This is a genomic window from Clostridium sp. FP1, assembly GCF_011065975.2.
In the GTDB taxonomy this organism is placed as follows: Bacteria; Bacillota; Clostridia; order Clostridiales; family Clostridiaceae; genus Clostridium_AD; species Clostridium_AD tagluense.
Genome location: NZ_JAAMNJ020000001.1, coordinates 4088027 through 4101032, shown reverse-complemented (window position 1 = coordinate 4101032; position 13006 = coordinate 4088027). Strand labels below are relative to the sequence as shown.

The window sequence follows — 13006 nt, the reverse complement described above, 5'->3', positions numbered from 1 at the left end:
TCTCCTTATTTTATAGATAAATTTATAAATTCAACCAGAAAGTTAATATTGTCATTTTTATTTTCAGGATGAAGTTGGAATGTTGTTAATATTAATAATAGTAATGATTCAGTTAACATAACATCTACGTTATTACATTTACTCAATGTTTCTATTTTACTAACAGAGCTAATTATATTTTTAACTTTTGTGAGTAAATTATTTTTTAGATTATTAAAATTTTCATCTTCGTTTAATTCAAAAGGTGAATTACCGAGGAAGTGTTTGCCTAGACCATTTCTGGTTTCAGTGTCTTCGTACAAAGTAGTTATTAATTTTTTTATTTTTTCTTTGGAGGGAATGGTAGTAAGACTGCTTATTTCATCAAGATTTAAAAAGGTGCTTTGCCAGCTTTCTTCGAGAATATCCATATAAAGTAATTTTTTGCTTTTATAATAATTATAAAGTGTACCAACTGCTATTCCAGATTTTTTCGATATCATCTTCATATCAACTTGTTCATAACCATATTCAATAAATAGTTCCATGGCAGACTTTTTAATGTTTTTTTTAAGGTCTCTAATTATCTTTGGCATTGTGTAACCTCCTATAATGAATTGCGATTCATTTTAAATGAACTATTATTCATTATAAAACAATTGTTTTTAATTGTAAAGAAGTTTTTAGATTGCCATTGACAAAGGGTACTCCACAACGCATATAGATAAAAAGCCCTAATTATTCAAAAATGAATAATTAGGGCTTTAAGTGCACAGTAAAACTAAATAGATTTTGCCTTACGTTTAAAAATATTAAGTTTAATAGTAAAATATTTGTCTAAAAATTTATTTACGCCTTTGCTCATACAAAATTTATAAGCGGAAATAGTAATGTAGGACCATATTATAGCTATAACCCATCCACCAAGAACATCTGTTGGATAGTGAACACCTAGATAAACCCTACTAATTCCTACAAGAATTAGATAAGTAAATATTAAACCACTTAATGTATAGGCAATTTTTTTATTCTTTATTCGTTTAAGTATAAAGTAAATAAGTACAAGACCAATAGCTGTAGAAATTGAAGAATGACCGCTAGGGAAACTGTACCCATGAGCGTCAATTAATCTTATTTCCATGGGTCTATATCTTTTCACTGTGTTTTTAAGTATTAAATTGGTGAAACCAGTAATGCCTATATTGAATACGCAGCATATAGCTTCTAATTTGTTATTCAAAAGATATAATATTATGAAAACCACAAAGGTTAGTAAAAGCTGAGGCGCAGGGTCAGAAGAGTTTGATATAGCAATAAAAAATTGAACCCATGCCCAATGCATAGAATTTATTAAATAATAAAGCATCTTAATTTAATCATCCTCTCGATATTACAAAAATATAAAACTCAAATTAATTCATAAATATCAATTTATTATATCAAAAGCTATAATTAAAAGATACATTTATAATATTTGTTAACAAAATTTTAAAATAAATATATTGAAAAACAATAAAAATACATTGAAAAACAATTCAATTGGTAGTAATATTGAAATTGAAAGAAATATTAGTTCAGGAGGAATATTAAATGAAATATTATGGGAAAATGTCTTTAGCTTCATTATTAAAAATATCATTAGATATTATGATTATTATTGGAATAGTTGTTTATTTTACATTGTCAAAAGGAATATTAATGGAAAAGGTAGTAGAGATGTCATGGGGTAGATTTATTATCACATACATTTTATTTAGTCTAGGAGGAATTGCCGTTATACTAATCTTATTTAATCTTAGAAAAATAGTTAGCTCATTAATAAATGTAACACCTTTTATTAATGATAATGTGCTTTGTTTGAAAAGGATATCTCTGTTAAGTTTTGTAATCTCAATTTGCTATGCTATAAATTTTGTTATAAATGGCCAATATAAAAACTTTAAAATTGCCTATGTTGACAATAGTGGAATACATACTGATATTGAATTCTTAATATTCTTTTTTGCTGGGTGTTTTATTCTAATTTTATCTCAGGTGTTTAAACAAGCTGTTGAAGCTAAAGAAGAAAATGAATTCACAATATAAGGATAAATAACGAGAATAAATGTTATTTATATCCCAAAATACTGGAGTACATAACAATTGAGAATTGTTATGTAGCTAGTGAACTACTAGGAGGATGAATATGGCAATTGTCGTAAATTTAGATGTTATGATGGCAAAAAGGAAGGTATCTTTGCAAGAGTTATCAAGCAGAGTTGGAATCACAAATGCAAATTTATCTATATTAAAGACTTCTAAAGCAAAGGCCATTAGATTTAGTACTTTAGAAGCTATTTGTAGAGAACTGCATTGCCAACCAGGAGATATACTTGAATATAGTGAAGATGATTAAAATTATGAAATCTAGTGTATTTAAATATGTAATAGTAGGAGGAATTTAGAGAATGGAGAGTAAGTATGTTCAAGCTATTATTGTAAAAGATAATATGGTTCTTATGGCATATGGTCATAAAGAAAATAGTGAACCTATTAATTTTTTTGTAAGAGGAGAAATAAATGATGGGGAGACTCCGAGTGATGCAATTGCTCGCGAGATTACAGAGCAAATTAATATGCCTTATAAAGTTATTTTAAAATTTAAAAAAGAGTTATCTTCAGACATAGAAACTTATTTAATTAATATAGAGAGTGTGAATGATAAGTTTGATATTTCAACAAAAGAAATTAAAAAACATGTAGGAAATTTTTATATGGAGGGTCTTCGATGGACTGATTTATTTGAAAAAGAAAAATTCCATAGAGATAATATAAATTATTTAAGACTTTTACTAGAAGAATGTATAGAGCAAGATTATAGTGAAAATTGGTTAAAGGCAGTCCAAAGTTTAGTTTTTTCTTTTCCAAATTATAAGTATGACAATATAAGGTTATTAGAAAAAAAACGTATGAAAGAAACAAAGAACATAGATGCTCAAATTGGTATGAATGAAAAAATTTATACTATTGGTGTTGCTCTTATTTTGGCAATAATTTATGAAAGGTTCTTTATAGGTAAACAATCTGGTATTTCTATTCCTATTTTCTATCTTATGTTTATGGGGTTTTTCTTATGGAGTGCTCGGGAAAAGGTTTATGTTAAAAAAAGCATTGGATTTATTACGATTATTCCTACAGTATTAATAGCGTTAAATTATTCTATTCATTCTAATGTTATTTTAAACTCTTTTAATGGGATAATGATATTGGTACTCACGCTAGTAAGCACGGTATTAATTAGATATGAGAACATAAAATGGGATAGTTCGAATTTAATAAGAAAAGTATTTAAGAGAGGTATTAAATCTATTTCAGAGAATTTTTATAAGCCTTTTATATTTATAAAAGGGAATATAACTTCGAGAAATAAAAAAGAAATAAGCTCTACAAAGAAAAATATTTTAAAAGGAGTAATTATTTCTATACCCTTATTAATTGTTATTTTAGTGTTATTAACATCAGCAGATATGGTATTCAAAAACTATATAACAAATTTTTCTATTGGACTTGAAGACATAAGCCTGGGGAAAATAACAGGGCATTTCTTGGTTATTATAATAGCTTTTATAATTATATTTTCATATATATGGAGCTTTAAATATGCATTTGATGAAGGTGAAAGTAACAAGAAGGATATAAAATGGGAGCCAGTTACTATTTTAACAATTATTTTCATGATAAATTTAGTATATCTTTTATTTTCAATAGTTCAGTTTTCCTATCTTTATGGTGGGGGGAATAACTTTACTGCTGGTGGATTTACTTACTCAGAATATGCAAGAAAAGGTTTTTTTGAGCTTGTGGCTGTTACAATAATTAATTTTACTATATTACTTAGCAGTATGAAATTTATTAAAAAGGATAATAAGAGGATAAATAATATATCCAATGTATTTTTAAGCATACTTGTAGCATTTACTTTTAACATGCTATTTTCAGCTCATTATAAGATGTCACTATACGAACAAACCTATGGATTTACTTATTTAAGGATTTTTGTTCATATATTTATGTTTATGCTATTTATGCTATTTGTAGTGTCATTAATAGGGATTTGGAATAGGAAAATATCACTTAACAAGATTTTGATAATAATTGTTTTGAGTATGTATGTATTAGTAAACTACATTAATGTGGATAAAATAATTGCGAGTAAGAATATAGATATATATTATAAAACACAGAAAATTGATGTACAATATTTAAGGAATTTATCCTATGATGCTATTCCAGAGATATTAAAGTTAAAAGGGGATTCTAACATGGATATTGCAAAGCAAATTAATAGTTATTTAGAGGATTTGAAGAAAGATTTATCACAAGAAAATTCATGGTACGAGTTTAACTATTCTAAATACAAGGCGAAAAAGATAATAGATCAAAATTAACCCAAATACCTAAGGGTTAAGAATAGGCTATGGTTAAGATTGCTTTCTAAATTTATTTAGTAGGAGGAAATATAAAATGAAACAAAAAATAAGAGTTAACTTATTAGGGTTTTACGACTTTATTTTAGCATTAGGTGCTATTTCCATAGGAGTAAGTATGATAAGTTCAAGTAAGGGAATTCTCACTGAATATCCGAAAGAATGGCTATCTAAAGTTCCTTTTGAAAGCTGGGTTATTCCTGGCATTATTGCAATAGTATTATTTGGGTTGGGAAATATTATAGCAACAATCTCATGTTTTAGAAGGAAAAATAGCAAGTCCTGGTTTGTATCCGCTATAATGGGTGGGATATTCTTTTTAAGCATAGTTGCTCAAATAATAATTTTAGGGGAGTTCTACTTGGCAACTGTGGAATTTCTGATTTTAAGTGCAATTCAGTTATGTCTTTGTGGATATGTTTTTGTTGGTTATAGAAAAAATCTAATGAGGGCTAATATATAACATAGAAACAAAGAAATCCTAGCATACAAGTATATCTATTTGTATGCTAGGATTTTAGGCAAAAGAGAAAGTAAGGAGGTATAAGCGTGGAGAAAAATACTAGATTTGAGATAATAACTAAAGATAGATTGGGAATAACTGTAATGATATTAGAGAAAATTTATAAGGCAGCAATAAACCTCCTTTCTGTGGAAGTTTTTCCTAAAAAAATTTGTATTAAGATGCAGAATATGAATGACGTAGAGAAGGAAGCGTTAAAAAAACAAATTTCTGCAATAGAAGACGTTGTTATGGTTAATGAAATGGATTTACTTAATTATGAGGAAAATGAAAGAAAGCTTTTAGCTATTTTGGATTCAGTAGATGAAGGAATAATGGTTGTAAATAAAAAGTTTGAAATAGACATCTTCAATAATTATTGCGAAAAAGTGTTTCATTGTAAAAAAGAAGAAGCTATAGGTATGGATATTAGAAAATTAATAGGTGGAGATGCGCCAGCTGTAGAACTTATAAATAGTGGCATAAAGTATGATAATGTAGAAGTTAATGTTAAAACAGAAAGAGGAGAAGTACATTACCTAACTACTGGTAGACCAATTGTAGATGATAATAATATTACAGTAGGTGCAGTTGCATCTATTAAAGATATTCATAAAGCTATAGAGATTGCAAATGTTATTGCTGGAACTACAGAAGGTGCATTTAAGGAAATTGTAGGAAATAGTAGTAAGATTGAGAACGTCAAAAAAATAGTTGAAACTGTAGCTAAGAGTGATTCTACTGTACTCTTTAGAGGCGAGAGTGGTACTGGAAAAGAGCTATTTGCAAAGGCAACTCAAAGTTTAAGTAACAGAAAAAATAATCCTTTTGTAACTATAAGTTGCGCGGCACTTCCAGATAATTTAATTGAAAGTGAACTATTTGGGTATGAAAAGGGAAGCTTTACAGGTGCCATGAATAGCGGAAAAGAAGGCCTTTTTAAAGAAGCAGATGGTGGAACCTTGTTTTTAGATGAAATAGGCGAATTGTCTATAGTGCTGCAGGCAAAGCTTTTAAGGGTTCTTCAAGAAGGCGTTATTAGAAAGATCGGTAGTACAAAAGAAGAAAATGTAAATGTGAGAATTATTGCGGCTACGAATAGAAACTTAGAAGAGATGATCCAGCAGAAAAAATTTAGAGAAGATTTATATTATAGATTAAATGTTATTCCAATAAATATTCCACCTCTTAGAGATAGACTTTCGGATATATCATCTTTAGTTACTCTGTTTATATGCAAATTCAATAAAAAATTAAACAAAGAAATAAAAGGTGCAGAGCTATCTTTTATAAATAAATTATTGACATATAATTGGCCAGGAAACATACGTGAATTACAAAACGTAATTGAGAGGGCTATGAATTTGTGTGGTGGGAAATATATATCTTTAGGGAATCTTATTATGGACATAGGGGTAGGGAGTAAGATGGAAAATAAAATTGATTTGGAGGTGCATAAAGAGTTAAAACTTAAAGAACTTGTGGAAAGTTGTGAAAAACAGGCAATAGTAATTGCTCTTTCAAAAAACAAAAGTCTTAGAAAAACAGCAAAGGAATTAGGGGTTTCACATACTACTATTATTAATAAAATTAAAAAATACAGAATATATGAAGAATAAATCAAAGGTGTAAAGAATAATTTCCAAGTGAAAAGAAAGCTTTACACTTTTATGACCTTAATGGTTATAAAAAATTCCACTGCATTAAATAAAAATTAATCTAGGGCTATTATAATATCAATTTAATTTTGATTTTCCCAATATAAATATTAGAATTCATATAAAAAACTGTAGTTGAATGGCATAGGTACAGTAAATAAATAAAAAGCTATTTATTTCATATGCCTAAAGAATTTTATAATGCCAAATTTAAAAAGCTTTTACTAAAAGGTGGCAGCATTATTGCTTATATATTTATATGAAGAGAAAATTATACTAGGGGGAATTGTGATGGATAGAGAACATTTACGAAATAGTGGATTTGCGACTATTGCTATACATGGTGGAAATAAAGAAGATCAGTATGGATCACTAGCTACTCCAATACATCAAACAGCTACTTTTGTTTTTGACTCAGCTGAGCAAGGTGGAAGAAGATTTGCGGGAGAAGAAGAGGGCTATGTTTATACAAGATTAGGAAATCCTACTAATACAGTACTCGAAGAAAAATTGGCAATGCTTGAAGGTGGAGAAGCATGTATGTCCATGGGATCAGGTATAGGAGCTATATCTTCAGTTATGTGGACAGCATTAAAGGCTGGAGACCATGTGATTTCAGCACAAACTCTTTATGGCTGTACTCATGCATTTTTGGCTCATGGTATTTCTAGATATGGTGTTGAAGTTACTTTTGTTGATGTTTCAAACTTAGAAAATGTTAGAAATGCTATGAAAGAAAACACAAAAGTTATTTACTTAGAAACACCTGCAAATCCAACATTGCTTATAACAGATATTGAGGCAATAGCAAAGATTGCTCATGCTAAGGAAGATTGTATGGTTATAGTTGACAATACATTTAGTACTCCATACACACAAAGGCCTCTAGAACTCGGTGCAGACGTTGTAGTACATTCAGGAACAAAATTTCTTAATGGACATGGAGATGTAATTTCTGGTTTTGCTGTTGGATCTAAAGAATTTATTGATCAGGTTAGATTATTTGGTGTTAAAGATATGACAGGAGCTTCATTAAGTCCTTTTAATGCATTCTTGATTATAAGAGGAATGAAAACATTAGAAATAAGAATGGAAAAACACTGCAAAAATGCAATGGCTGTAGCTGAATTTTTAGAAGCTCATCCATTAGTTGAAAAAGTATATTACCCAGGACTTAAAAGTTTTCCACAATATGAACTTGCAAAAAAACAAATGAGTCTTTCCGGTGGAATTATTGCTTTTGAAATTAAGGGTGGAATTGAAGAAGGTAAAAAATTCTTAAATTCTACTGAGCTTTGCAGTATAGCTGTTAGTTTAGGAGATGCTGAAACACTAATTGAACATCCTGCTTCAATGACTCATTCACCATATTCAGAGGAAGAAAGATTAGAAGCTGGTATAACTGATGGTTTAGTAAGACTGGCAGTAGGCCTTGAAAATGTTGAAGATATTATTGCTGATTTAGACCAGGCTCTTAAATTAATGGTTAAATAGTAATTGTTATAATAAACAAAAAGATTATCTATATGTTAGCATATAGATAATCTTTTTTGTTTGCTTTTTATAATAATAAATTATTTTTAGGCAAGATTTAAAAACTGTTTAATTCTTGGATGTTTAGGATTTGAGAATAATAAATCAGGAGTGGAGGTCTCTAGTATTTCTCCGTTTTCCATAAAAATAATTCTATCTGAAATTTCCCTTGCAAATTCCATTTCATGGGTAACTACTACTAGTGATATTTTTTCAAGGGCAAGATTTCTAATAACTTTTAAAACCTCACTGGTGAGTTTAGGATCCAATGCAGAAGTTGGTTCATCAAAAAGAATTAACTCAGGATTCATTGCAAGAGCCCTAGCAATAGCAATTCTCTGCTTTTGACCACCTGAAAGAGTACAAGGATAAGAATTTATTTTATCCAATAAATCTACTTTTGTTAGTAGGTTTTTTGCTATGTTTATAGCAGCTTTTTTATCTATATTATTTACTATAATTGGAGCTTCAATAATATTCTCTAAAACTGTTTTATGAGGAAATAAATTGAAGTTTTGAAAAACCATGCCTATTTTTTTATGTGCATCAATTGCTTTAATATTAATAATTTTCTTTTTAGCCGCGGCTATAATTATGTCATTAAATTCGATTAGTCCACTATCCATCTGCTCAAGCCCACTTATACATCTAAGAAGAGTGCTTTTCCCAGAGCCAGAAGGACCAATAATGGATATTACTTCACCCTTTTGTAAACTTAGTGATACATTCTTTAAAACTTCATTTTTATCAAAACTTTTATTTATTTTACTTAGCGTAAGTAAATTCATAGTAGCACCATCCTTAATTTAACAGGTTATTCTTATTGGGGCAGTTATTGTCTATTCGTAAACTGAATACTTTTTTTCTAATTTTTTAAAAGCCATGACAATAAGTGAAGTAAAGATTAAATATATTATTGCGGCGATAAAAAAAGGAGCGATTGTAAAATCTCTAGTCACAATTTCTCTAGCAGCTCTTAGTAAATCTTGTAATCCTATAGCAGCTACTAAAGCCGTATCTTTTATTAAAGTAATTCCCTCATTACAGGTGGGAGGAATTATTCGTTTAAAGGCTTGCGGCAGTATTATTTTTGACATAGTTTGTCTATAATTCATACCTAATACTTTGGCTGCCTCGTATTGTCCTTTATCAATAGATTGAATGCCAGACCTGAATATTTCAGTAAAGTAAGCACCATAATTTAAAGAAAAGGTAAGAGCAGCTGCAGTAAAAGGAGAAAACTTAATGCCAATAATAGGTAGCCCAAAATATGTGAAGAAAAGTTGAAGAAGTAAGGGTGTTCCTCTAAAAAACCAAGTATAGAGGTCCACAATTTTACCAAGTATTTTTAAATTTGAGACTTTAATTAGCGCGCCTATTATTCCAAGAGGCAAACAAAAGATTATGGTTGCAAAATACAATTCAATTGTAAAGAGGCTACCTTTTAAAATATAAGTTGTAATGTCTATAAAATTAGCCAAATATAACACCCACTTCCGAAAAATTCATAATCATTATTTATTTGTAATATCTTTCCCAAACCATTTTTGGGATATACTATTTGCAGTTCCATCACTTTCAATTTCGCCTATTAGTTTATCTATTTCTGCAGTAAGATTTGCGTCAGTTTTTCTTATACCTACGCCATAATCCTCTACACCTAAATTTTCATTAAGAACTTTATAATCACCTGGTTTTAGATTAGTGTAGTATCTACCAACTACTTCATCTACTATAACAGCATCAATACGATCAGCATTTAAATCTAGTAGAGCTTCTGTATTGTTTGAGTACTTCTTCACCTCTTTTAATGAACTAGAAAGCTGGGAATCTGAACTTAGAGCAGTTTCACTGCTACTACCCATTTGAAGACCTACAATTTTATCCTTTAAATCAATCTTACTCGAAATATTTGATTTGTTTTTTACAATAATTATTTGTTTGTTTTGAAGGTATACTTTAGAAAAAGCAATTTGTTCTTTTCGCTTGTCTGTTATGGTTAATCCATTCCATATAGCATCAATGTCTTTATTATTTAGACTTAATATAACACCATCCCATTCTACAGGCTTAAAGGTTACGGCTACGCCCATTCGCTTGCCTACTTCTTTTGCCATATCGATGTCAAAGCCTACGATTTCACCACTCTTATTTCTAAAGCCCATTGGTGGAAAATTATCATCAAGACCAATTATTAGTTCTTTCTTTTGTTTTATATCACTTAATGAGTTATCTGTAGAAGGTGTACTTCCACAAGCCGTTAAAATAGCGGTGGAAAGTATTGCCACCATTAATAATTTTAATTTATTTTTCATTTTCAACACTCCTTTATTTATCTTTTGTACAAGCTATAAATATCATTTTACTTTAACACGTTAACTTTGTAAAGTAAAAAAGCAAAAATAAATATAATAGTAGTATAAATCTCTCTCCCGGTGGAAAATATAAATTAAGAAAGGGAGTGTTTTAAATGACTGTAAAGCAGAAACTTACAAATGAGCAATTATCTTCAGTAGGAATAAAAAGAACAGATAATGACAAAGATATGCGTGACAATGATGTAAATATAAAAAATAGTGAGACAAGAAATAAGAAAAATAAATAAATATGAACATTATAAAGAGCCATTATTTAAGGTGTTAAATAAATGGTTCTTTATTTTTATTATATATTTATTCACTTGACAGTAAAATCACAAAGTGCTATTCTTAAGTTGAAAATTGAATAGATCCTTCAGGGTAGGTGAGATTCCTAACCGGCGGTATAGCCCGCGAGCCGAAAGGTAGATCTGGTTGAATTCCAGAGCCGACAGTAAAGTCTGGATGAGAGAAGGAGAGTAATGATAGATATAAGAGAGTTTTATTAACTATGAAGATAGTTGTGAAGATGCTTTTGTATTTTGATATTAAATATATTAAGCTTATTAAGCCCTGAAAACATTGTTTTCAGGGCTTTTATTAATTTAGGCACATTAAAACAAATAACAAGCTAGTAATTTATATGATTTTATTTCTTGAAAATTATGCATACTAAGAAAAGAGATACCGAGTAAAAATTGCACTACAATTATAGAATTAGGGGTGGTATATTGGACAATTATTATATGAATAGAGCACTTGAATTATCTAAAAGAGCAGTTGGTTTTGTAAATCCAAACCCACTAGTGGGTGCTGTTATTGTAAAAGACAATAAAATAATTGGTGAAGGCTATCATGAATATTTTGGCGGAGCACATGCAGAAGTAAATGCTTTTAAAAATTCAAAGGAAGACGTAGAAGGTGCAACCATGTACGTAACTTTGGAGCCTTGTTCTCATTATGGTAAAACCCCACCTTGTGCTGATGCTATAGTGAGAAATAAAATATCTAAAGTGGTAATTGGAATGATAGACCCAAATCCACTGGTGGCAGGCAAAGGTATAGAAATCCTTAGAAGTAGCGGTATAGAAGTTACTACTGGCATAATGGAAAAAGAAATAATGAAAACAAATGAAATTTTTATAAAGTACATAAGTTCGAAACAACCCTTTTGTATAATGAAAACTGCTATGACGATAGATGGAAAAATAGCCACTTCTAGTGGGGATTCAAAGTGGATAAGTAATGAAAAATCTAGAGCCTATGTGCATGAATTAAGGCAAAGGGTATCTGGAATTATGGTGGGGATTGGAACAATCCTTATGGATGACCCAGAACTTACTACAAGAAGAGATGGTTTGCTTAGCCTAAACCCTACAAGAATAGTTATAGACAGTAAGGCAAGAATACCCTTAGAGGCAAAGGTATTGCAAGGTGATGAAAAAACAAAAACTATTATAGTTACAACAGAATTTGCTGATAAGAGTAAAATCGAAGCTATAAAACAAAAGGGCGCAGAGATTATTGTAACTCCTAGTAAAAATAATTTGGTAGATTTGAAGTATTTAATGATAGTACTAGGTGAAATGGGAATAGATAGTATTCTACTCGAAGGTGGAAGTACTTTAAATTATTCTGCAATAGAGGAATGCATTGTGGATAAAGTTATTACTTTTATTTCTCCCAAAATATTTGGAGGGACTTCTGGTAAAACACCAGTAGGTGGCAAGGGCGTAGAGCATGTGGAAGATTCTATTGTGCTTTGTGATGCCGAAGTAACTAGATTTGATGAGGACATCATGATTGAGGCTTATGTAGTGAAAGTTTAAAGTTATTATAAAGGATGTGAATAGATGTTTACAGGTTTGATTGAGGAAATTGGTGAGATACTATCCATAGGAAAAGGTGCGAGATCTGCGAGAATCACCATAAAAGCCACAAAGATTTTGGAAGATACAAAGATTGGAGATAGCATTAACACCAATGGAGTGTGTCTTACTGTAACAGAATTTAATAAAAGTAGCTTTAGTGTAGATGTTATGGCTGAAACTATTAGAAGTAGTAATTTAGGGAAATTAAAACCGGGCTCCCTCGTTAATTTAGAAAGAGCACTTAGAGCTAGTGATAGACTAGGAGGTCATATAGTAAGTGGACATATTGATGGAATAGGAACTATTCTAGATATTTATAAAGAAGACAATGCCACTTGGGTGGCTATAGAAACTACAGCGTATATATTAAAGTATATTGTACATAAAGGTTCAATAACCATAGACGGAATTAGTTTAACTGTTGCATATGTGGACGCCCAAAAATTTAAAGTATCGATTATACCTCATACAAAAGGTGAAACTACTTTATTAAACAACAAGATAGGTGATGTGGTTAATCTTGAAAGTGATATTATGTCAAAGTATATTGAAAAACTATTGAAATATGGTGAAGCTCCAAAAGAAAAGAAAGCTATTAGTAGGGATTTTCTTATGGAAAATGGATTTTAATAAATCGTTT

At 29.9% G+C, this 13006-nt stretch carries 14 protein-coding genes and 1 riboswitch; of the genes, 9 read left to right on the top strand and 5 right to left on the bottom strand.

Annotated features, from left to right (window positions below):
• Nucleotides 1-5: 5 nt before the first annotated feature.
• Both G9F70_RS19740 and G9F70_RS19735 read right to left on the bottom strand, forming a co-directional pair.
• A complete protein-coding gene (locus G9F70_RS19740) occupies nt 6-575 on the bottom strand; it encodes a TetR/AcrR family transcriptional regulator (protein ID WP_164944677.1) in 570 nt (189 codons plus the stop codon).
• Between the two features lie 185 nt (nt 576-760).
• A complete protein-coding gene (locus tag G9F70_RS19735; RefSeq protein WP_164944676.1) occupies nt 761-1345 on the bottom strand; it encodes a phosphatase PAP2 family protein in 585 nt (194 codons plus the stop codon).
• Between the two features lie 224 nt (nt 1346-1569).
• Here G9F70_RS19735 and G9F70_RS19730 point away from each other — a divergent pair, with 224 nt between their 5' ends.
• The 6 genes from G9F70_RS19730 (at nt 1570) to megL (ending at nt 8099) form a co-directional block, all read left to right on the top strand.
• Nucleotides 1570-2064, top strand: coding sequence for a DUF2975 domain-containing protein (locus G9F70_RS19730; protein ID WP_125002711.1), 495 nt, complete (start codon nt 1570-1572; stop codon nt 2062-2064).
• A gap of 100 nt (nt 2065-2164) precedes the next feature.
• Complete coding sequence (locus G9F70_RS19725) at nt 2165-2374, top strand: helix-turn-helix domain-containing protein (RefSeq protein WP_125002709.1); 210 nt, start codon at nt 2165-2167, stop codon at nt 2372-2374.
• Between the two features lie 52 nt (nt 2375-2426).
• Nucleotides 2427-4406, top strand: a complete 1980-nt coding sequence (locus G9F70_RS19720; protein WP_164944675.1) for a DUF4153 domain-containing protein — start codon at nt 2427-2429, stop codon at nt 4404-4406.
• Nucleotides 4407-4482: 76 nt separating this feature from the next.
• Nucleotides 4483-4908: a hypothetical protein gene (locus G9F70_RS19715; protein ID WP_164944674.1), complete on the top strand. Its 426-nt coding sequence runs from the start codon at nt 4483-4485 to the stop codon at nt 4906-4908.
• Nucleotides 4909-4994: 86 nt separating this feature from the next.
• A complete protein-coding gene (locus tag G9F70_RS19710) occupies nt 4995-6566 on the top strand; it encodes a sigma 54-interacting transcriptional regulator (RefSeq protein WP_164944673.1) in 1572 nt (523 codons plus the stop codon).
• 330 nt (nt 6567-6896) lie between these two features.
• Nucleotides 6897-8099 carry a methionine gamma-lyase gene (gene megL / locus G9F70_RS19705; protein WP_164944672.1) on the top strand — a complete coding sequence of 401 codons (1203 nt, stop codon included), beginning with the start codon at nt 6897-6899 and terminating at the stop codon, nt 8097-8099.
• Between the two features lie 86 nt (nt 8100-8185).
• Here the strand turns inward: megL and G9F70_RS19700 are convergent, their stop codons facing one another.
• The 3 genes from G9F70_RS19700 to G9F70_RS19690 are packed head-to-tail and all read right to left on the bottom strand — an operon-like array spanning nt 8186 to nt 10453.
• Nucleotides 8186-8926: an amino acid ABC transporter ATP-binding protein gene (locus G9F70_RS19700; protein ID WP_164944671.1), complete on the bottom strand. Its 741-nt coding sequence runs from the start codon at nt 8924-8926 to the stop codon at nt 8186-8188.
• A gap of 51 nt (nt 8927-8977) precedes the next feature.
• Nucleotides 8978-9619: an amino acid ABC transporter permease gene (locus G9F70_RS19695; RefSeq protein WP_164944670.1), complete on the bottom strand. Its 642-nt coding sequence runs from the start codon at nt 9617-9619 to the stop codon at nt 8978-8980.
• Between the two features lie 33 nt (nt 9620-9652).
• On the bottom strand, nt 9653-10453 hold the full coding sequence (locus G9F70_RS19690; protein ID WP_164944669.1) for an amino acid ABC transporter substrate-binding protein: 801 nt from the start codon (nt 10451-10453) through the stop codon (nt 9653-9655).
• 155 nt (nt 10454-10608) lie between these two features.
• On the opposite strand from G9F70_RS19690, the gene G9F70_RS27105 reads away from it, so the two are divergent.
• The 3 genes from G9F70_RS27105 (at nt 10609) to ribE (ending at nt 12996) form a co-directional block, all read left to right on the top strand.
• Nucleotides 10609-10743, top strand: coding sequence for a hypothetical protein (locus G9F70_RS27105; protein WP_258881011.1), 135 nt, complete (start codon nt 10609-10611; stop codon nt 10741-10743).
• A 120-nt stretch (nt 10744-10863) separates the two neighbouring features.
• A riboswitch (FMN riboswitch) is annotated at nt 10864-10976 on the top strand.
• A 250-nt stretch (nt 10977-11226) separates the two neighbouring features.
• Complete coding sequence (gene ribD / locus G9F70_RS19685) at nt 11227-12324, top strand: bifunctional diaminohydroxyphosphoribosylaminopyrimidine deaminase/5-amino-6-(5-phosphoribosylamino)uracil reductase RibD (protein WP_164944668.1); 1098 nt, start codon at nt 11227-11229, stop codon at nt 12322-12324.
• Between the two features lie 24 nt (nt 12325-12348).
• Nucleotides 12349-12996, top strand: coding sequence for a riboflavin synthase (gene ribE, locus G9F70_RS19680; RefSeq protein WP_164944667.1), 648 nt, complete (start codon nt 12349-12351; stop codon nt 12994-12996).
• Nucleotides 12997-13006: the final 10 nt, after the last annotated feature.

Excerpts from the sequence above, each read along its gene's own strand:
- G9F70_RS19740 (WP_164944677.1), bottom strand. The coding sequence starts at position 575 with ATGCCAAAGATAATTAGAGACCTTAAAAAAAACATTAAAAAGTCTGCC.
- G9F70_RS19735 (WP_164944676.1), bottom strand. The coding sequence starts at position 1,345 with ATGCTTTATTATTTAATAAATTCTATGCATTGGGCATGGGTTCAATTT.
- G9F70_RS19730 (WP_125002711.1), top strand. The coding sequence starts at position 1,570 with ATGAAATATTATGGGAAAATGTCTTTAGCTTCATTATTAAAAATATCA.
- G9F70_RS19725 (WP_125002709.1), top strand. The coding sequence starts at position 2,165 with ATGGCAATTGTCGTAAATTTAGATGTTATGATGGCAAAAAGGAAGGTA.
- G9F70_RS19720 (WP_164944675.1), top strand. The coding sequence starts at position 2,427 with ATGGAGAGTAAGTATGTTCAAGCTATTATTGTAAAAGATAATATGGTT.
- G9F70_RS19715 (WP_164944674.1), top strand. The coding sequence starts at position 4,483 with ATGAAACAAAAAATAAGAGTTAACTTATTAGGGTTTTACGACTTTATT.
- megL (WP_164944672.1), top strand. The coding sequence starts at position 6,897 with ATGGATAGAGAACATTTACGAAATAGTGGATTTGCGACTATTGCTATA.
- G9F70_RS19700 (WP_164944671.1), bottom strand. The coding sequence starts at position 8,926 with ATGAATTTACTTACGCTAAGTAAAATAAATAAAAGTTTTGATAAAAAT.
- G9F70_RS19690 (WP_164944669.1), bottom strand. The coding sequence starts at position 10,453 with ATGAAAAATAAATTAAAATTATTAATGGTGGCAATACTTTCCACCGCT.
- G9F70_RS27105 (WP_258881011.1), top strand. The coding sequence starts at position 10,609 with ATGACTGTAAAGCAGAAACTTACAAATGAGCAATTATCTTCAGTAGGA.
- ribE (WP_164944667.1), top strand. The coding sequence starts at position 12,349 with ATGTTTACAGGTTTGATTGAGGAAATTGGTGAGATACTATCCATAGGA.